General features: G+C 71.4%; 14 protein-coding genes. 8 read left to right on the forward strand and 6 right to left on the reverse strand.

Translation table 11 applies throughout. From position 1 onward, the window contains the following. Positions 1-75 precede the first annotated feature (75 nt). From BX283_RS16250 to BX283_RS16260, 3 genes are all read left to right on the forward strand, one after another. Positions 76-1,479 (forward strand): amino acid permease, encoded by a 1,404-nt coding sequence (locus tag BX283_RS16250; RefSeq protein ID WP_101388322.1) that lies wholly within the window; start codon positions 76-78, stop codon positions 1,477-1,479. A gap of 158 nt (positions 1,480-1,637) precedes the next feature. Next, positions 1,638-2,279: a superoxide dismutase gene (locus tag BX283_RS16255; RefSeq protein ID WP_101388323.1), complete on the forward strand. Its 642-nt coding sequence runs from the start codon at positions 1,638-1,640 to the stop codon at positions 2,277-2,279. A 193-nt stretch (positions 2,280-2,472) separates the two neighbouring features. Then, positions 2,473-3,009, forward strand: coding sequence for a DUF4240 domain-containing protein (locus tag BX283_RS16260; RefSeq protein ID WP_101388324.1), 537 nt, complete (start codon positions 2,473-2,475; stop codon positions 3,007-3,009). A gap of 65 nt (positions 3,010-3,074) precedes the next feature. On the opposite strand, the gene BX283_RS16265 is transcribed toward BX283_RS16260, so the two are convergent. Beyond that, positions 3,075-3,737 (reverse strand): DsbA family protein, encoded by a 663-nt coding sequence (locus BX283_RS16265; protein ID WP_101388325.1) that lies wholly within the window; start codon positions 3,735-3,737, stop codon positions 3,075-3,077. A gap of 134 nt (positions 3,738-3,871) precedes the next feature. Between BX283_RS16265 and pepN the strand changes: the two genes are divergently transcribed. Both pepN and BX283_RS16275 read left to right on the forward strand, forming a co-directional pair. Then, positions 3,872-6,451, forward strand: coding sequence for an aminopeptidase N (pepN, locus tag BX283_RS16270; protein ID WP_101388326.1), 2,580 nt, complete (start codon positions 3,872-3,874; stop codon positions 6,449-6,451). Between the two features lie 135 nt (positions 6,452-6,586). Then, a complete protein-coding gene (locus BX283_RS16275) occupies positions 6,587-7,666 on the forward strand; it encodes a hypothetical protein (protein WP_101388327.1) in 1,080 nt (359 codons plus the stop codon). A gap of 19 nt (positions 7,667-7,685) precedes the next feature. On the opposite strand, the gene BX283_RS16280 is transcribed toward BX283_RS16275, so the two are convergent. The 3 genes from BX283_RS16280 to BX283_RS16290 form a co-directional block, all read right to left on the reverse strand. After that, entirely contained in the window at positions 7,686-8,903 is a 1,218-nt protein-coding gene (locus BX283_RS16280) for a serine hydrolase (protein WP_101388328.1), read from the reverse strand. Positions 8,904-9,021: 118 nt separating this feature from the next. After that, on the reverse strand, positions 9,022-9,909 hold the full coding sequence (locus BX283_RS16285; RefSeq protein WP_101388329.1) for a pyridoxamine 5'-phosphate oxidase family protein: 888 nt from the start codon (positions 9,907-9,909) through the stop codon (positions 9,022-9,024). 164 nt (positions 9,910-10,073) lie between these two features. Beyond that, positions 10,074-10,529: a VOC family protein gene (locus tag BX283_RS16290; RefSeq protein ID WP_101392379.1), complete on the reverse strand. Its 456-nt coding sequence runs from the start codon at positions 10,527-10,529 to the stop codon at positions 10,074-10,076. A gap of 150 nt (positions 10,530-10,679) precedes the next feature. On the opposite strand from BX283_RS16290, the gene BX283_RS16295 reads away from it, so the two are divergent. Both BX283_RS16295 and BX283_RS16300 read left to right on the forward strand, forming a co-directional pair. Then, positions 10,680-11,222: a CGNR zinc finger domain-containing protein gene (locus BX283_RS16295; protein WP_101388330.1), complete on the forward strand. Its 543-nt coding sequence runs from the start codon at positions 10,680-10,682 to the stop codon at positions 11,220-11,222. Between the two features lie 157 nt (positions 11,223-11,379). Next, complete coding sequence (locus tag BX283_RS16300; RefSeq protein ID WP_180357170.1) at positions 11,380-14,706, forward strand: S8 family serine peptidase; 3,327 nt, start codon at positions 11,380-11,382, stop codon at positions 14,704-14,706. 68 nt (positions 14,707-14,774) lie between these two features. Here the strand turns inward: BX283_RS16300 and BX283_RS16305 are convergent, their stop codons facing one another. Beyond that, positions 14,775-16,265: a M28 family metallopeptidase gene (locus tag BX283_RS16305; protein WP_101388331.1), complete on the reverse strand. Its 1,491-nt coding sequence runs from the start codon at positions 16,263-16,265 to the stop codon at positions 14,775-14,777. 268 nt (positions 16,266-16,533) lie between these two features. Between BX283_RS16305 and BX283_RS16310 the strand changes: the two genes are divergently transcribed. Then, the gene (locus BX283_RS16310) at positions 16,534-17,562 is read left to right on the forward strand and encodes an aspartate-semialdehyde dehydrogenase (protein ID WP_101388332.1); all 1,029 of its coding nucleotides are present in this window, start codon (positions 16,534-16,536) and stop codon (positions 17,560-17,562) included. A 292-nt stretch (positions 17,563-17,854) separates the two neighbouring features. On the opposite strand, the gene BX283_RS16315 is transcribed toward BX283_RS16310, so the two are convergent. Continuing rightward, the gene (locus BX283_RS16315; protein WP_101388333.1) at positions 17,855-19,030 is read right to left on the reverse strand and encodes an MFS transporter; all 1,176 of its coding nucleotides are present in this window, start codon (positions 19,028-19,030) and stop codon (positions 17,855-17,857) included. Positions 19,031-19,087 lie beyond the last annotated feature (57 nt).

Below are 19,087 nucleotides of genomic sequence, written 5' to 3' on the forward strand. Positions count from 1 at the left end.
GTGTTCCCTCTGAGCGGTGCCGCACCCAGACTGTGGCTCCCGCTCCCCGTCTCAGCTACTGAACAGGGCCTGCCCATGTCCCGGACACCCGCGCCCGCGACGACCGACGCGCAGCCGAAGGTCGACTCCCCTCTCACCCACGGCCTCAAGCAGCGCCATCTCTCGATGATCGCCCTCGGCGGCGTCATCGGCGCCGGGCTCTTCGTCGGCTCCGGCGCCGGAATCGCCGCCGCCGGGCCCTCGATCATCCTCGCCTACGGCATATCCGGCGCGCTCGTCATGCTCGTGATGCGCATGCTGGGCGAGATGTCGGCGGCCAACCCCGCATCGGGCTCCTTCTCCGTGCACGCCGAGCGGGCCATCGGGCCCTGGGCCGGCTTCACCGCCGGCTGGGCGTTCTGGGTGCTGCTGTGCGTGGCGGTCGGCCTGGAGGGCATCGGCGCCGCCAAGATCGTCACCGGTTGGCTGCCCGGTACGCCGGAGTGGGCCTGGGTGGCGCTGTTCATGCTCGTCTTCACCGCCACCAACCTCGCGGCCGTGAAGAACTTCGGCGAGTTCGAGTTCTGGTTCGCCGCGCTCAAGGTCGCCGCGATCACCCTCTTCCTCGTCCTCGGCCTGCTCGCCATCCTCGGCGTCCTGCCGGACACCCCCGCCCCGGGCACCTCGAACCTCACCGGCGAGGGCGGGTTCATGCCCAACGGCTCCGAGGGCCTGGTGCTCGGACTGCTCGCCTCCGTCTTCGCGTACGGCGGTCTGGAGACGGTCACCATCGCGGCCGCCGAGTCCGAGAAGCCGGTGCAGGGCGTCGCCCGCGCGGTGCGCACGGCCATGTGGCGCATCGCCGTCTTCTACATCGGCTCGATGGCGGTCATCGTCACGCTGGTGCCCTGGAACGACAAGACCGTGGTGGCGAAGGGCCCGTACGTGGCCGCGCTCGACCACCTCGGCATCGACGGCGCCGGGCAGATCATGAACGTGGTCGTCCTGGTCGCCCTGCTCTCCGCGATGAACGCCAACATCTACGGCGCGTCCCGCATGGCGTACTCGCTGGTCGACCGGGGCCAGGGCCCCAAGGCGCTCGGCCGGATCTCCGGCGGCGTGCCGCGCGTCGGGGTGCTGTGCTCCTCGGTCTTCGGCTTCGGGTGCGTGCTGCTGAGCTACTGGCGGCCGGACGACGTCTTCCCGTGGCTGCTGAACATGATCGGCGCGGTGATCCTGGTCGTCTGGATCTTCATCGCCGTCTCCCAGCTGCTGCTGCGCCGGCGCACCGAGCGCGAGACGCCGGAGAAGCTGGTCGTGCGGATGTGGCTGTACCCGGGGCTGACCTGGGTGGCGCTGGCGGCGATGGCCGGGATCTTCGTCCTGATGGCCCGTCAGTCCGACACCCGCGACCAGCTGATGGCGACGGGGGTGCTGACGGTGGTCCTCGCCGTCATCGGTTACGTCCGCCAGCGCACGGGAGCCCGCCAGGAGGCCTGAGTCGCCCCGCCCCGAAACCGCAAAAGCCCTGCGTCCGGAGGTCCTAGACCTCCGGACGCAGGGCTTTTTGCTGGTCACCCTTAGCTGCGACAGCGCATACCTGCTGGTAGCATGCACTTGCACATTAGTTGCAACAAGCAGTCGGAGGGGCTTCGGACATGGCCATTTACACGCTTCCTGAACTTCCGTACGACTACGCCGCGCTCGAACCCGTCATCAGCCCGGAGATCATCGAGCTGCACCACGACAAGCACCACGCGGCGTATGTGAAGGGCGCGAACGACACCCTGGAGCAGCTCGCGGAGGCCCGCGACAAGGACGCCTGGGGCTCGATCAACGGGCTGGAGAAGAACCTCGCGTTCCACCTCTCCGGCCACATCCTGCACTCGATCTACTGGCACAACATGACCGGCGACGGCGGCGGCGAGCCGCTGGAGGCGGACGGCGTCGGCGAGCTGGCGGACGCCATCGCCGAATCCTTCGGCTCCTTCGCCAAGTTCAAGGCCCAGCTGACCAAGGCGTCCGCGACGACGCAGGGTTCGGGCTGGGGCGTTCTCGCGTACGAGCCGGTCAGCGGCCGTCTCGTCGTCGAGCAGATCTACGACCACCAGGGCAACGTGGGCCAGGGCTCCACCCCGATCCTGGTCTTCGACGCCTGGGAGCACGCCTTCTACCTGCAGTACAAGAACCAGAAGGTGGACTTCATCGAGGCGATGTGGCGCGTCGTCAACTGGCAGGACGTGGCGAAGCGTTACGCCGCCGCCAAGGCCGCCGGGAACAACCTGCTGCTGGTCCCGTAGAGCCGCACCCGGCTCTGCCCCCTGATCGTCCTGCTCGTGATCGTCTTCTCAACCTTCACTTGCGGGCGGAAATACGGACGGCCCCCGCGAGGACGTGACTCGCGGGGGCCGTTCGCGTGCGCGCATCCGTGTGCCGGTGCTTCATCCCTTCGCTCCGGTCCCGTTGTCAGTGGCGGGTGCCATGCTCGGAGCCATGGACACACAGGAGTTCTGGACGCTCATCGACGACGCCCGCGCGCAGGTGGCACACGCGGCGGACGCCGAGGCGGTCGCGGCGCGGGCCGCGGACCTGCTGTCGGCCCGGCCGGTCGACGAGATAGTGGCATTCCAGCAGGTCTTCTGGGACCTGATGGCCGCCTCCTACCGCCAGCCGCTCTGGGCCGCGGCGTACACGATCAACGGCGGGTGCTCGGACGACGGATTCGACTACTTCCGGGGCTGGCTGATCGCGCAGGGGCGTGAGGTGTTCGACCGCGCGGTGGCCGACCCGGACGCGCTCGCGGGCCTGTCGGCGGTGCGGGACGCGGCGGTGGAGGGCTGGGAGATGGAGTGCGAGGAGGCGCTCGGCATCGCCTGGGACGCACATCTGGCCGCGACCGGCAAGGAGCTGCCCGGCGACAGCTTCACGATCCGCTACCCGGAGCTGGACCCGGGCTGGGACTTCGACTTCGACGACACGGGGGAGATAGCGAGGCGCCTGCCGCGGCTGGCCGCGCTGTACGGGGAGTAGACCGGGGGTGCGGCACGGCCCCCGCGCGTGTGTGCGCGGGGGCCGTGACACCGGGGGGCGCCGGATCAGTCGAAGACCGGGCCGGACGTGCGCGTCCGCTTGATCTCGTAGAAGCCCGGCGTCGAGGCGACCAGGAGCGTGCCGTCCCACAGGCGCGCGGCGGCCTCGCCCTTGGGGGCCGGGGTGACGACCGGGCCGAAGAAGGCGATCTGCTCGCCGTCCGAGCCGGGCACGGCGATGACCGGGGTGCCGACGTCATGGCCGACCTTGTCTATGCCCTCCTTGTGGGAGGCGCGCAGCTCCGCGTCGAACTCGTAGGCGCTGTTGTCGACGTCCGCGTACTCGGCGAGCTCGGCGGGCAGGCCGACCTCCTCCAGGGCGGCGGCGATGACCTCGCGGCCGGAGCCGAGGTCCTGGTTGTGGAAGCGGGTCCCCAGCGCGGTGTACAGCTTGCCGACGACCTCCTCGCCGTACTTCTGCTGCGCGGCCATGACGACCTGGACCGGGCCCCAGGCCCGGGTCGTCAGGAACTCACGGTAGGAGTCGGGCAGCTCGTCGAGCCTGTCCTCGTTGAGGACGCCCAGGCTCATCACATGCCAGCGGACCTCCACGTCACGGACCTTCTCGACCTCCAGCATCCAGCGGGACGTCATCCAGGCCCAGGGACAGAGCGGGTCGAACCAGAAGTCGACAGGGGTCTTCCCGGTCTGGGGCACGGTCTCGGACATGTCTCTCCTCATCGGGCACGCTGGGCTGATCGACGAAGGGAACACCCCCGGCCACCCGCCGCATTCCCGCGTGTCCGGGGCCCGGCGGGCATGGCAGGATCGGTGCTGTTCGAACGAGACACGAAGGAGTGCCCGTGCCCGGTGAGAATCTGTCCCGCGACGAGGCCCGTGAGCGGGCGGATCTGCTGTCCGTCGACGGGTACGACGTCACCCTCGACCTGCGGTCCGCGGTCGGGGACGCCCCGGAAGGGCCGCGTACGTTCCGGTCGGTCACCACGATCCGGTTCCGCTGCGCGCGGCCGGGCGCGGAGTCCTTCGCGGACCTGGTGGCGCCGTCGGTGAACGCGGTGACCCTGAACGGCAAGCCGCTGGACCCGGCCGCGGTCTTCGACGGCACCCGGGTGGCGCTGGCGGACCTGGCGGCGGAGAACGTGCTGGTGGTGGACGCGAACTGCGCGTACAGCCGCACCGGCGAGGGCCTGCACCGCTTCGTCGACCCGGAGGACGGGGAGGTCTACCTCTACACGCAGTACGAGCCGGCCGACTCCCGGCGGGTGTTCGCGAACTTCGAGCAGCCCGACCTGAAGGCCACCTTCCGCTTCGAGGCGACAGCGCCCGAGGGCTGGACGGTGTGGTCCAACGGCGAGGGCGCCCGGGGCGAGGACGGGGTCTGGCGGTTCGCCGAGACCAAGCCGATCTCCACGTACATCACCTGCGTGGTGGCCGGTCCGTACCACTACGTGACGGACAGCTACCGCCGCACCTTCGACGACGGCACCACCCTGGAGATCCCGCTCGGCGCGATGTGCCGCAAGGGCCTGGCCCGGCACTTCGACGCGGACGACGTGTTCCTCGTCACCAAGCAGGGCCTCGACTTCTTCCACGACCAGTTCGACTACCCGTACCCGTTCGGCAAGTACGACCAGGCCTTCGTGCCGGAGTACAACCTCGGGGCGATGGAGAACCCGGGCCTGGTGACCTTCCGCGAGGAGTTCATCTTCCGGGGCAAGGTGACGCAGGCGGCCTACGAGCGGCGCGCCAACGTCATCCTGCACGAGATGGCGCACATGTGGTTCGGCGACCTGGTCACCATGCAGTGGTGGGACGACCTGTGGCTGAAGGAGTCGTTCGCCGACTTCATGGGCAGCTTCTCGCAGGTCGAGGCGACCCGGTTCACCAACGGCTGGATCACCTTCGCCAACGGCCGCAAGTCCTGGGCGTACCGCGCGGACCAGCTGCCGTCCACGCACCCGATCACGGCCGACATCCGTGACCTGGAGGACGCCAAGCTCAACTTCGACGGCATCACCTACGCCAAGGGCGCCTCGGTCCTCAAGCAGCTGGTGGCGTACGTGGGGCGGGACGCGTTCCTGGAGGGCGCCCGGCGCTACTTCAAGCGCCACGCGTACGGGAACACGCGCCTGGGCGACCTCCTGTCGGTCCTGGAGGAGGTCTCCGGCCGGGACATGGCGTCCTGGTCGCGGTCCTGGCTCCAGACGGCGGGCGTCAACTCGCTCACCCCGGTGGTCACTTACGACGCCGGTGACCGCATCACCGAGCTCGCCGTGGTCCAGGAGGCCGTCGACGCCCATCCGACGCTGCGCCCGCACCGGGTCGCGGTCGGCCTCTACCGCTCCGAGGCCGGGGCGCTGGTGCGGTACGCACGCGCCGAGGTCGACGTGGACGGGCCGCGCACGGTGGTGGCGGAGCTGGCCGGGGCCGAGCGGCCCGAGCTGATCCTGGTCAACGACGACGACCTCACGTACTGCAAGATCCGCTTCGACGAGGGCTCGCTCGCCACCCTGCGGGCCCACCTCGGCGACATCACAGATCCGTTGGCGCGCGCCCTGTGCTGGTCGGCGCTGTGGAACCTGACGCGGGACGCGCTGATGCCCGCGCGGGACTTCATCGAGCTGGTGCTGGCGCACTCCGGGCGCGAGACGGACATCGGCGTGCTCCAGATGCTGCACGCCTGGACCCGCTCGGCGCAGACGTACTACGCGGCGCCCGAGTGGCGCGAGCAGGGCGGGCGGCTGCTGGCCGAGGGCGCGCTGCGCGAGCTGCGGATCGCGGCGCCGGGCAGCGAGCACCAGCTGGCCTGGGCCCGCTTCTTCGCCTCCACGGCGACGACCGACGCCGACTTCCAGCTCCTCGAAGGCCTCCTGGAGGGGACCGCGAAGATCGACGGGCTGGACGTGGACCAGGAGCTGCGCTGGGTGTTCCTGGAGCCGCTGGCCGCGCACGGCCGCGCCGACGAGTCGGTGATCGGCGCCGAGCTCGCCCGCGACGACACCGCCTCCGGCAAGCGCCACCAGGTGCGCTGTCTGGCGGCCCGGCCGTCGGCGGCGGTCAAGGCGCAGGCCTGGGCGCAGGTCGTCGAGTCGGACTCGCTCTCGAACGCGCTGGTGGAGGCCACCATCTCCGGCTTCGGCCAGCCCTCGCAGCGCGAGCTGATCGCTCCGTACGCGCCGAAGTACTTCGAGGTGATCGAGCGCCTGTGGGCCGAGCGGTCCATCCAGATCGGCATGGACGTCGTGCGGGGGCTCTTCCCGAGCCTGCGGGACAACCGCTCGACGCTCGATTCCACGGACGAATGGCTGGCCGCCCACCAGGACGCGGCCCCGGCACTGCGCCGCCTGGTCCTGGAGGCCCGTGACGACCTGGCCCGCACCCTGCGCGGCCAGGACTGCGACGCGGCGGCGGCCGCCCGCTGACGCCCGGCGGGGGGCCCGGCGACGGGCCCCCTGATCGGCACTCGAACGCCCGTACTTTAGGACGGGGTTGTCCGGAATTGTCGACGGGCTTGTAACAGCGGTTAAGGGCCGCTCCGGGCGCGGAACACCCCCGGCATGAACCACAACACCCCGACCTTCGGCGGCGAGACCCCCTCCCCGCTCTCCCCGCGCCCCCTCAGCCACCTCACCGACGTGCACCGGCGCGTCTACTCGGCAGCCCAGCTGCGCGCCCACGGCATCCCGGCCGCCAGCGCCGCCGCCCAGTGCCGCCCCGGCGGCCCCTGGCAGCAACTCCTGCCCGGTGTCTACGTGTTGCACCCGGGACCGCCCACCAGCGAGGAGCGGCTGCACGCGGCCCTGCTGTACGCGGGACGCCCGGCCCCCGAGCGCGCCAAGGCGGTCCCCGCCCAGGGCCAGGCGCACGCGGCGCCGTGCGACGCGGTCGTCACCGGCCTCGCCGCGCTCGCCCTGCACCGCTTCTCCTCCGCTCCCCCGCTGCTCTCGCTCGACCGGATCGACGTGCTGGTGCCGCGCACCCGGCGGCTGCGCTCGACCGGCTGCGTACGGCTGGTGCGGGCGCATGTGATGCCGGTGCCGGAGCCGGTGGCCGGGGTGCCGGTGGCGCCGGTGCCGAGGGCGCTGGCGGACGCGGTGGCCCAGCTCACCGACGCGCACGCGGTACGCCGGCTGCTCACCGAGGCCGTACGCGGCGGACACTGCGAACCGGCCGCACTGGTACGGGAGTTGACGCAGGCGCGGCTGCTGACACGGGCGCATGTGGTGGACGCGGTGGACTCGCTGCTCGCCGAGGGGCGGGCGATCGCCGAGAACCGCCTCTACGAGCTGGTGCGCGTCCACGACCTGCCCGACCCGCTGTGGAACGTGGACCTTCGGCTGCCGGGCGGGCCGCACATCGGGGGCCTGGACGCGTACTGGCCGGACCAGGCGGTGGCGCTGGAGCTCGACACCCGGGCGCCGCGCCAGGGCAGGCCGCGTGGGGAGGACGAGGACGAGCTGTGGTGCGAGTACACCCGCAAGCGGGACACGCTGGAACGGCTCGGGATCACCGTCGTGCACGTCACGCCCAGGAAGCTGCGCGAGTCGATGGAGCAGCAGGCGACCGTTGTGCGCACCGCCCTGATGGCCTCGGCGGACCGGGAGCCCGCCGCGTATGTGGTGGTGCTCCCCCGGTGAACGGGGGAGCACCACAAGGTCACTTGACGAGCGCGACGGGCTTGACCGGCTTGACCGCCTTGGCCGCCGGGGTGGTGCCGCAGAACTCGGCGAGGACGACCGCGTCGGCGTCGCCCGACCAGTCGCCGTTGAAGTTGAACGCCAGCGAATGGCGCCCGTCCCCGGTGGTGACCGCCATGGACGACGAGCCGTGGATCCCGCCGCCGTGGCCCCAGACCTCCGTGCCGCAGGGCAGCTTGTTCACCTGGAGACCGAGCCCGTAGCCGGCGTCGGGGGTGTCGGCGCTCATCGGGACGGCGGTCTTCATCTCCTTGAGCTGGCGGGAGGGAAGCAGCTCGCCGGCCAGCAGGGCGCGGTAGAAGCGGTTCAGATCGGCCGAGTCCGACACCATCTCACCGGCCGAGCCCGCCATAGACGGGTTGAGCGCGGTGACGTCGTACGTCCTGCCGACCGGCTCCGTGGACAGCTTGGAGTAGGCGCGGCCGCTGGGCCGCGGCATCCGGGAGTCGGTGCCCGGGAGCGTGGTGGAGCGCAGGTGCAGCGGGCGCAGGACGCGGCGCTCGATCTCGGTGGCGTAGGAGTGGCCGGTGGCCTTCTCGATCACCATTCCGGCCAGGACGAAGTTGGTGTTGGAGTAGCGCCAGGAGGTGCCCGGCTCGAACTCCGGCGCGTGCCGCATCGCGATGTCCACCAACTGCCGTGACGTGTAGGTGTCATAGCGGTGCTGGAGGAACTCCGTAGTGAAGATCCGCTGCCCGAAGGCCGGGTCCTGGGTGTAGTTGTAGATGCCGCTGGTGTGGTTGAGGAGCCGGCGCAAGGTGATCTTCGTGCCGTCGTGGCCGTTGCCCCGCACCACGCCCGGCAGCCAGTGCTCGACGGTGTCGTCCAGGCTCAGCCTGCCCTCGGCTTCGAGCTGGAGGACGACGGTGGCCACGAACGTCTTGGTGATGGACCCGACCCGGTAGCGGTCCTCGGCCTGCCGCTCGCGGCCGGTGCGCAGATCGGCGACGCCGGAGTCCCCGCTCCAGGCGCGCCCGTCCTGCTGAGCGATCCCGACGACGCCGGGCACGCCGTCGCGCACGGCCGCGTCCATCGCCTGCTGGGTGGCCCGGTGCGGGACCGGCGCCGCCTCCCGCGCGGCGGCCGGGCCCGCCGCGCACACGGTCGCGGTGATCCCCGCGGCCACCACCCCGGCGAAGACGGTGGTCCCGACTCTCCTGCCCGTACGTACCGACATGCGCTCTCCCTGTCGCCCGCGGCGCCCAGGACGGCGCCGTCGGCGGACAGGACTCCGTCCCCGCCGGACGCGTTGCCCGGCGGGGGCGGGGTTGAGCGGATTTCAGCCGATCCCGGATTCACCCCGCGGGGTTGGCCGGTGAGTAGTCGGGCGCGGACCACCGCAGCGGGCTCGCCCCCGGCGATTCCACCACCCGCTCGACGGTGAAGCGGACCGTGCGCTCCCCCGCCGAGAACGCGGTGCGGGCCGTGCCCGAGAGCTGGAGCGTGGTGCCGTGCGTCCAGTCCACGAGGAGCAGCCCGGCGCGCGGGTCGGCCTCCAGGTTGCCGAGGGTGAGGAACATGGAGTTGCCGGGGTAGTCGCGCCACTCCAGACCGGTGGGCGAAGTGACGTGCACGAAGCCGGGGTTGCCGCCCCGGTGGCTGGCGTCCACGCCGTCCGGCGCGGTGGTCGCGATGAAGAAGGTGTCGGCGGCGCGGACGAACTCCTCCTGGGCGGAGGTGAGTTTTTCCCCGCGCCGCACGGCACCGGCCTCGCCTTGCCCCTCCTCGTACGCCTCGATCTCGCGGTGCTGGAGGTACTTGGGGCAGTTCGAGAAGACCTGCTCGGCCTCGACTGCGAGGCCGCGCGGGGTCGGGCGGGCCGTGCCGTTGAGCCGCATCCGGCGCCGGGTGCGCGGGTCGAGCGCGATCGTGCCGACGGGGCCGCTCCCGGCCGCCAGGACCCCGGCGAGGGGGTCGCTCCCGGCGGGGCCGCCCGTGACCGAGATCTGGTGGGTCCCGGTGGCCCGGACGAACCCGGGGCGACCGGTCAGCAGCGAGGCCCACATCCGGCCGCCCTCGTCCGCGGCGCCGAGCACCAGCATCGGCTGGAGTTCGAGGAAGGCGGCGGCGACCGGCCGGATGCCGGGGCCGATCGCGCGCCCCACGTGGTCGGCGGCCTCCCGGACGCCGACACGGTCCTGCACGGCCCGGGAACCGGGGTGGTAGGGGGTGGGCACGGTCATCGGGCTGTCCTCCGTTTCGAGTTCGTCTGCGGGCCGTGCCGGGTTGCTCGCGCCCACGCGGCGGAGCCGCAAATGTCACAGCCCCGCGCCCCTTTAATGCCGCTCCGCGGCAACCCCCTGGGGCGCCCCGAAGGGGCGCGCTCATGGGCGCGGGAAGGCCGGGCCTAGAAGAAGCCGCAGGTGGGGGCCGCCGACGGGGCGGGGGCCAGGTCCGCGCCCAGGGGAGCCGAGATCTCCAGGCGGATCCCGTCCGGATCGTGGAAGAAGATCCCCCCGGAGGCCGCGCCCTCGCGGTGCGCCACGATCCCCTCGTACGCGAACTCCACGCCGTACGCCCGCAGTTCGCTCTCGTACGCCTTCACCTCCTCGATTGTGTCGACGGCGAAGGCGAGGTGGTGCAGCCCGGCGCGGTTCGGGGCGAAGGCGCCGTCGGCCTGCTGCCAGAGGGTGAGCGAGAGCTGTCCGGCGCGGCCGAGGAGGGCGAAGCGGCGGCCCTCCTCCTTGCCCTCGGACAGGACCTCGAAGCCGAGGAGGTCCCGGTAGAAGCCGAGGGAGCGGTCGAGGTCGGTCACATTGAGGCCGATGTGGCCGGTGCGGAACGTGCTGGTCGTCGCCGTCATGGCGGTCCCCTTCCCGAGCGAGGAGGTCAACTCGTATAACCTCTCAATTTGAGGTTAGAGGTTAGATGCGGGGGATGCAACCGGTCACGTAACCTTTAGTGGTTAGCGACCCCGCCCGCCGGGGCCCGCCGCCCACGAGAGGAGACCGGGATGTCCGCGCCCGATCCGCGTCCGCTCACCGGAGAGCCCGTCTCCCTCGACCTGCTGAACACACGGTGGATGCGCGACGGGGAGCGGCAGGACCTGCTGGCCTCGGAAGGCGGGCTGGCCGTCTGGCTCGCCGCCAACGGCCTCGACGCGCGCTTCCCCGCCGACGAGGCCGCGCTCGGGCCGCTGCTGCGGGCCCGGGAGGCGCTGCTGCGGGCTGTGGAGTCCCCCGGCGACCCCGCGGCGACGGCGTACGTCGACGCGATCCTCGAACACGGCCGTATTCGCGCCACTTTGTCCGCCGAGGGGCCGGGCGAGCGCGCCGAGTTCGCCGATCCGGCCTGGGGGCCCGCCTGGACGGCCGCGCGCGACTACCTCGATCTGCTGCGCACCGCGCCGGACCGGATCCGCGCCTGCGCCCATGACGCGTGCATCCTGCACTTCTTCGACGTCTCACGGAACGGGACCCGGCGCTGGTGCTCGATGGCGGGGTGCGGCAACCGAGCGAAGGCGTCCCGTCACTACGCCCGCACACGCGAGGGCTGATTCGCCCCGGTTCACCCCGCCTCGCTCCCGATGGCGTATGGCGGGATCACGCCATGTCCGTTTCCGGACCCGGTCAACTCTCCACAAACAACAGTCACATACGAAATGCTCAGCGGTCATCCGGCCCCGTATTCCGGACCCTTTCTGACCATTAGGGATGCTGATGACCTCCGATTCGCCGCGCGCCGTACCCGGCGCTAGACGCACGGCCCGAATAGCGGCCGCGGCCGGCCTGGTGGCCGCGCTCGTCGCCGCCGGTGCCGCCCCCGTCTTCGCCGCCCAGGCGGCCGATCCGACGCCCGCTCCGGTGAAGTCCACCCCCGCCAAATCCCCGGCGGACCCGGCGGCCAAGCTCGGCGCGGCCGACGAGCAGCGGCTCGCCGAGGCCGAGGCCAAGGGCGAGAAGACCGTCACCGTGATGGTGGCGACGGCCCCCGGCGCCACCGGCGCCGTCTCGCACCAGCTCGACTCGGTGCCGGGCGCCACCGTCGGCAAGACCGACGACAAGCTCGGCTATGTGCGCGCCACCCTGCCGACCGCCACCGCGGAGTCGACCCTGAAGGCCGCCGCGAAGCTGCCCTCCGTCCACGGGATCGACCTCAAGCAGGAGATCCAGCTGGACGACCCGACCCCGTCGGCCGACAGCGCCAAGGGCGCGAGCGCCCCGCGCAGGTCGCTCTCGGGCTCGTACCCGGCGCCGGGCAAGGACACCCCCGCGAAGAACCCGTACAACCCGTCCTTCGAGACGGGCGCGGTCGACTTCGTCAAGCAGCACCCCAAGGCCGACGGCCGCGGCATCACCATCGGCGTCCTGGACTCCGGCGTGGACCTGGGCCACCCGGCGCTCCAGAAGACCACCACCGGCGAGCGCAAGATCGTCGACTGGGTCACCGCAACCGACCCGGTGGCCGACGCCGACGGCACCTGGCGCCGGATGAACACCGCCGTCTCCGGACCGGAGTTCACCTTCCAGGGCCGCACCTGGAAGGCCCCGGCGGGCTCGTACGACGTCAGCCTGTTCTCGGAGAAGATCACCGCGGGCGGCGACGCCAAGGGCGACGTGAACCGCGACGGCGACACCACCGACACCTGGGGCGTGCTCTACGACCCGGTCGCCGGTACCGTCCGGGTGGACCTCAACAACAACGGTGACTTCACCGACGACGAGGCCATGAAGCCGTACAAGGACGGCTACCAGGTCGGCTACTTCGGTACCGACAACCCGGTGACCGACGTCGTCGAGCGGATGCCGTTCACCGTCGAGATCCGCAAGAACGTGAAGTACGACGCGGCCGGGCACACCTCCGACTACGTCAACATCGGCATCATCGAGTCCGAGCACGGCACTCACGTCGCGGGCATCACCGCCGCGAACGGCCTGTTCGGCGGCAAGATGAGCGGCGCCGCCCCCGGCGCCAAGATCGTCTCCTCGCGGGCCTGCAACTGGTCCGGCGGCTGCACCAACATCGCGCTGACCGAGGGCATGATCGACCTGGTCACCAACCGCCACGTCGACATCGTCAACATGTCGATCGGCGGTCTGCCGGCGCTCAACGACGGCAACAATGCGCGCGCGGAGCTCTACAAGCGCCTGATCGACAGCTACGGCGTCCAGCTGGTCATCTCGGCCGGCAACTCGGGCCCCGGCGTCAACACCATCGGCGACCCGGGCCTGGCCGACCACGTCATCTCGGTCGGCGCCTCCATCTCGCAGGAGACCTGGGCGGCCAACTACGGCTCCAACGTGTCGAAGAAGTACGACATGATGCCGTTCTCCTCGCGCGGTCCGCGTGAGGACGGCGGCTTCACGCCGACCCTGTCGGCGCCGGGTGCCGCGATCAACACCACGCAGACGTGGCTGGAGGGCTCCCCGGTCAAGGAGTCGGGCTACTCGCTGCCGGCCGGCTACTCGATGCTCCAGGGCACCTCGATGGCCTCGCCGCAGGCGACGGGCGCCGCGGCACTGCTGCTCTCGGCCGCCAAGCAGAAGCACCTCGACCTGGCCCCGGCCGACCTGCGCACCGCGCTGACGTCGACGGCCAAGCACATCAAGGGTGTCCAGGCGTACGCCGAGGGCGCGGGCCTGATCGACATCGTCGACGCGTGGGACGCGATCGAGGACGGCGCCACGGCGCACGAGTACAGCGTCAAGGCGCCGGTGAAGACCGCGATCGACTTCGCGCTGAAGACGCCGGGCTTCGGCACCGGCATCTACGACCGCGAGGGCGGCCTCAAGGCGGGCGAGAAGAAGACGTACGACGTCACCGTCACCCGCACCACGGGCCCGGACAAGGCCGTGAAGCACAAGCTGTCGTTCAAGAACAACGACGGCACCTTCAAGGTCCTGGGCTCCGACGAGGTCGCGCTGGCGCTGAACACGCCGGTCACCGTCAAGGTGCAGGCGCAGCCGAAGTCGGCGGGCATCCACAGCGCGATCCTGGAGGTCAACGACAAGCGGACCAAGGGCGTGGACCAGCAGATCCTCGCCACCGTGATCGTCGCCAAGCCGCTGGCCAAGCCGTCGTACACCTTCACGGACTCGTCCTCGGTGCAGCGCAACAGCACCAAGTCGTACTTCGTGAGCGTCCCGGCGGGCGCCAAGGCTCTTGAGGTGTCCATGGGCGCGCTGCGCTCGGGCAGCCAGACCCGGTTCATCGCGATCCACCCCTACGGTGTGCCGGTCGACGAGACGGGGACGCCCAACTGCTACCCGAACTACGACAACCCGGCCAACAAGTGCCGCCCCGACCTGCGCTCCTACGCGGACCCGCAGCCCGGTGTGTGGGAAATCGAGGTCGAGTCGCGCCGTACGTCGCCGTACCTCGACAACCCGTACAAGCTGGATGTCGCGCTGCTCGGCGCCGCCTTCGACCCGGCCGTGAAGACCGTGCCGGAGGCCAGGATCGGCACCGCGACGCCGGTCGAGTGGAAGGTCACCAACGGCTTCGCCGCCATCGACGGCAAGCTCCAGGGCGGTTCGCTGGGCTCCGCGAAGGTCGCCAAGCCGACCATCAAGGCCGGTGAGGTCCAGACGACCACGCTGACCGTCGGCGAGGGCGTGGAGCGCCTCGACGTCGCCATCGGCGGCGTCTCGGACACCGCGGCCGACCTGGACCTGACGGTCCTCAAGGACGGCGTGCAGGTCGGCTCGTCCGCGGACGGCGACTCCGAGGAGGCCGTCAGCCTGGTGAAGCCGGCCGCCGGCACCTACACCATCCAGGTCGCGGGCTACGCGATCCCGTCCGGCTCGACCACGTACAACTACCGCGACGTGTACTACGCGCCGTCGCTCGGCACCGTCAAGGTCGACGACTCCAAGGCCGTCAAGCTCGCCAACGGCGCCTCGGCGACCGTCGGCGCGCAGGTCCTGGTGAGCGGCGCGGCCCCCGAGGGACGCCAGTTCTTCGGCGACGTCAAGCTGGTCAACGCGCGCGGCACCGCCGCGGGCACCGGCAGCGTCGTGATCGAGAAGGTCACGCCGTAACGGTGTGAGCAGGCAGAAGGGCCCGGCGTTCGCGACGAACGCCGGGCCCTTTGCGCTGGGTACGGGGGTCAGCCCTTGAGCGAGCTCAGGTCCTGGGCGTAGGTGCCGACCGCGTGCGCGATGACGTCGATGTTGAGGTCGAAGTACCTGCGGTCGATGTTCTTCAGGGTGTCACCGGCCGCGTGGTAGTTGGCGTCGTAGGGCTGCTTGGCCGTGCCGCCCGCCTTGGCCGCCTGCTCCTCGGTCTTGAGGCCCTCGGCGCCGGTGAAGGTGCCGCCCGCCGGGATGCCCTGCTCGATGAACGGGCCGTAGTCGGAGCGGCCGTCGAAGTCGGTGCCCCAGTGCGGGACGCGCTTCTTGTCCAGGTAGCCGTTGATCAGCCGCTCGATCTGGGCGGAGCCGGCCGGGCCCGCGCCCGCGCCGGTCCGGTCGGAGTCGTCGCCGTCGTAGACGAGCTCGGCCGGGTTGGGCGAGCCGATCATGTCGAAGTTGAGGTACAGCTTGATCTGCTGCTTCTGCTTCTCCGTCAGGGACTTGACGTAGTGCTCGGAGCCCAGCAGGCCCAGCTCCTCGCCCGACCACCAGGCGAACCGCACCTTGTTGGCGGTGGGCCTGGGGTGCTTCTTGGTCTGCTTGGTTTCCTTGGCGAGCTTCAGGGCGACTTCGAGCAGACCGGCCGAGCCGGAGCCGTTGTCGTTGATGCCGGGCCCGGCCGGGACCGAGTCGAGGTGGCTGCCGAGCGCGACGACGTTCGACGGGTCGCCGCCCTTGGTCTCCGCGATCACGTTGCGGGTCTTGTGCGCGACCGCCTCGGTGGCCACGTCCAGGGTGACGGTGACCTCGCCCTTGGCGACCTGCGCGGCCAGCGCCTCGCCGTCGGCGAGCGAGATGCCGGTGGCCGGGATGTGCGCGTTCGCGGGGTCGCTGACGGTGCCGCGGACAGGGGCGTCGCCGGAGTGGTTGTAGAGGATGATCCCGGCGGCGCCCGCCTTGGCCGCGACGGCCTCCTTCTGCAGGAAGGTGCAGCTGCCGCGCTTGACCAGGGCGATCTTGCCGGTGAAGGTGTCCGACGCGTAGTCGTCGAGCTCGCAGCCCGGGGTGGCGTCGACGCGGGCCGCCTTGACCTGGGCGGTGAGGCCGCCGGCCGGGCTCGCCTTGCTGAACTGGAAGGCGGTGGTCTTGAGCTCGCGCGGCTGGGGGGAGACGACGGTGAGCTTCTCGCGCAGGGTCTTGGACTCGTAGATGTCGAAGTCCTGGTACGAGACGTCGTACCCGGCCTTCTTGAGCTGGCCGTAGACGTACGCGGCCGAGGCGTCGTAGCCCGGGGTGCCCGCGGCGCGGTTGCCGCCGTTGGCGTCGGCGATCTTCTGGAACTGCTCCAGGTGGCGGTAGGCACTCTCCCCCGACGCCTGCGACACGAGCTTCCTGGCGAGCCGCTCGGCCTGCTTGTGCGGGTCCTTGTGGCTGTGCGAGTGGGCCACGGCGGGGCTTGCGGCCGCCAGGAGTACGGGGGCTGCCGCCAGGACCGCTATGGCCCGGCTGCGGCGGGATGCGCGCACGGTTTCCTCCGGAATACGGGTGCTGGTGATCGTTTATCGGTGCTGACTGCAGGACCGTAACCAGCGAAAGGGCCGTCCGGGGGCATTCCGGGTCGGATGCAACAGAGCTGCCATGAACTCGTCACAAGTGGGAAGGGATCTTCAGGTTCCGGACCGGGGCGCTCCCCGGGCCGTCCCATCCCCCGGACAATGGATTGGACAAGTCCGCCGGGCTCCGACGCATGATGGGGGCGCCGGAGCCGTACATACGCGCACAGAAGGAGTCACCGTGAGGGTCGGAATCGTCGGAGCCACCGGACAGGTCGGCGGAGTCATGCGGAGCATCCTCGCCGAGCGGAAGTTCCCGGTCGACGAGCTGCGCCTGTTCGCCTCCGCGCGGTCCGCGGGCTCCACCCTCACGTGGGAGGGCCGCGAGATCACCATCGAGGACGCGTCCACGGCCGACTACACGGGCCTGGACATCGTGCTCTTCTCGGCGGGCGGCGCGACGTCGCGCGCGCTGGCGGAGAAGGTCGCCGGGCAGGGCGCGGTCGTGATCGACAACTCGTCGGCGTGGCGTGGGGACCCCGAGGTGCCGCTGGTCGTCTCCGAGGTGAACCCGGAAGCGATCAAGGACCGCCCCAAGGGGATCATCGCCAACCCGAACTGCACCACGATGGCCGCGATGCCGGTCCTGCGGCCGCTCCACGAGGAGGCCGGGCTGACCGCGATGGTCGCCACGACCTACCAGGCCGTGTCGGGCTCGGGCCTGGCGGGCGTGGCGGAGCTGCACACCCAGGCGTGCGCGGTGGCCGAGGCGGCGGACCAGCTCGCCTTCGACGGGGACGCGGTGTCGTTCCCGTCCCCCGGCGTCTACAAGCGGCCGATCGCCTTCAACGTGCTGCCGCTGGCCGGGTCGATCGTGGACGACGGGTCGTTCGAGACGGACGAGGAGCAGAAGCTCCGCAACGAGTCCCGCAAGATCCTCGGCATCCCGGAGCTGAAGGTGTCCGGCACGTGCGTACGGGTCCCGGTCTTCTCGGGCCACTCGCTCCAGGTGAACGCGCGGTTCTCGCGGCCGATCGGGGTGGAGCGGGCGTACGAGCTGCTGCGCTCGGCGCCGGGGGTGGAGCTGTCGGAGATTCCTACGCCGCTGGAGGCGGCGGGCAAGGACGCGTCGTATGTGGGGCGGATCCGGGTGGACGAGACCGTGGAGAACGGTCTCGCGCTGTTCCTCTCCAACGACAACCTCCGTAAGGGGGCTGCGCTGAACGCGGTGCAGATCGCGGAGCTGGTGGCGGAGGAGCTGCGCGGCTAGCCCACGGGGGTTTTGGCCCCACCCCGCCCCTTCCCTAAACCCTCCGGGGGCGGGAGGGGGCGGAGGTGTTTTCCCGGGGGCTTCGTCTGCGGGTTGTCTGTGGCTGGGCGCGCAGTTCCCCGCGCCCCTGAAAGGCTCGGCTTCGCCCTCGCCATCGCCCGCACCCCCTAGGGGCGCGGGGAACTGCGCGAGCAACCCAGCACGGTCCGCGGACGAACACGGGGCCCGGGGCGAAGCCCCCGGCCGTCCGCCAGAGGGCTTTAGGGAAGGGGCGGGGTGGGGGAAGGACACCTCAGCCCTGGGGCCGCGCGCACACCCCGATCGCCGCCGCCCCCAACCCCGCCCCCACCACAAGCACCCCCACCACCCCCACCCCGTCCACCACGCCCCCGCCCACCGCCGCCCCCAACGCGATCGCCGCGTTGAACACCGCCGTGAACAGGGCAGAGGCCGCCTCCGGGGCCTTGGGGGCCGCTTGGAGGAGCCAGGTCTGGGTGGTGACCGAGACGCCGCCGTACGCCAGGCCCCACAGGGCCAGGAGGGCCACGGACACGTAGGCGCTCCGGGACGACACCACCAGCCCGGCCAGCGTCAGCGCCAGCAGTCCCGAGATCACGAGCAGCACCCGGCGCGGACCACGCACCGCGCCCGCGAGGAAGTTGCCCGCCACCCCCGCCACCCCGTAGAGCAGCAGCAGCCCGCTCACGGCCCCCGCCCCGATCCCGTCGACCCGCTCAAGCACCGGGCGTACGTACGTGTACGCCGCGAAGTGACCCGTCACCAGCAGCAGGACCAGCGCCAGGCCCGTCCGGACGGACGGCACCCGGAGCAGGTCGAGCGCCCGGGACCGGCGCGCCGCCCGATCCGGCGGCAGCGGCGGCAGCAGGGCCGCCAGCAGGCCCGCCACCACCAGCGCCAGCACCCCCACCGCCGCGAAACCCCAGCGCCAGCCCGCCAGTTCACCCATGAGCGCGCCCGCGGGGACGCCCACCACCGACGCCACCGCTATCCCGCTGAAGATCACCGCCGTGGAACGGGCCACCGCTTCCGCGCGGACCAGCCGGGGCGCCAGGCCCGCCGCCACCGCCCAGACCCCGCCTATGCACACCCCGACCAGCAGCCGCGCCGCCAGCAGCACCCCGAAGCCGGGGGCCAGCGCCGAGGCCAGGTCGGCCGCCGCGAGCAGGAGGACGAGGGCGACCAGGAGCGTACGGCGGTCGGCGCGGCCCGCCAGGACCGGCAGGAGCGGGGCCGTCAGGGCCGCCACCACGCCCGGCAGGGTCACGGCGAGCCCCGCCCTGCCCTCGCTCACCCCCAGCGCGTCCCCGAGCGGGCTCAGCAGGCCGACCGGCAGCATCTCGGTGGTGACCACGGCGAACGTGGTGGCCGCGACCGCGAGCACGGCCGCCCGGCCGCGCGCCGGACTCCAACTACCGCTCCCCACGGGGCTTTCAGTGATCGTTTCCATGCCCCACAGCCTTCGCGCCCCGCGCCAGGGGAACAACGGCGGAGTTCTCATCCTTTG

The organism is Streptomyces sp. TLI_146, assembly GCF_002846415.1.
Classification (GTDB): Bacteria; Actinomycetota; Actinomycetes; order Streptomycetales; family Streptomycetaceae; genus Streptomyces.

Coding starts and splice junctions, on each gene's coding strand:
- BX283_RS16285 (WP_101388329.1), bottom strand. CDS start 9,909: ATGACCGTGCCCACCCCCTACCACCCCGGTTCCCGGGCCGTGCAGGAC.
- BX283_RS16255 (WP_101388323.1), top strand. CDS start 1,638: ATGGCCATTTACACGCTTCCTGAACTTCCGTACGACTACGCCGCGCTC.
- BX283_RS16275 (WP_101388327.1), top strand. CDS start 6,587: ATGAACCACAACACCCCGACCTTCGGCGGCGAGACCCCCTCCCCGCTC.
- BX283_RS16315 (WP_101388333.1), bottom strand. CDS start 19,030: ATGGAAACGATCACTGAAAGCCCCGTGGGGAGCGGTAGTTGGAGTCCG.
- BX283_RS16250 (WP_101388322.1), top strand. CDS start 76: ATGTCCCGGACACCCGCGCCCGCGACGACCGACGCGCAGCCGAAGGTC.
- BX283_RS16300 (WP_180357170.1), top strand. CDS start 11,380: ATGCTGATGACCTCCGATTCGCCGCGCGCCGTACCCGGCGCTAGACGC.
- BX283_RS16290 (WP_101392379.1), bottom strand. CDS start 10,529: ATGACGGCGACGACCAGCACGTTCCGCACCGGCCACATCGGCCTCAAT.
- BX283_RS16260 (WP_101388324.1), top strand. CDS start 2,473: ATGGACACACAGGAGTTCTGGACGCTCATCGACGACGCCCGCGCGCAG.
- BX283_RS16265 (WP_101388325.1), bottom strand. CDS start 3,737: ATGTCCGAGACCGTGCCCCAGACCGGGAAGACCCCTGTCGACTTCTGG.
- BX283_RS16280 (WP_101388328.1), bottom strand. CDS start 8,903: ATGTCGGTACGTACGGGCAGGAGAGTCGGGACCACCGTCTTCGCCGGG.
- BX283_RS16295 (WP_101388330.1), top strand. CDS start 10,680: ATGTCCGCGCCCGATCCGCGTCCGCTCACCGGAGAGCCCGTCTCCCTC.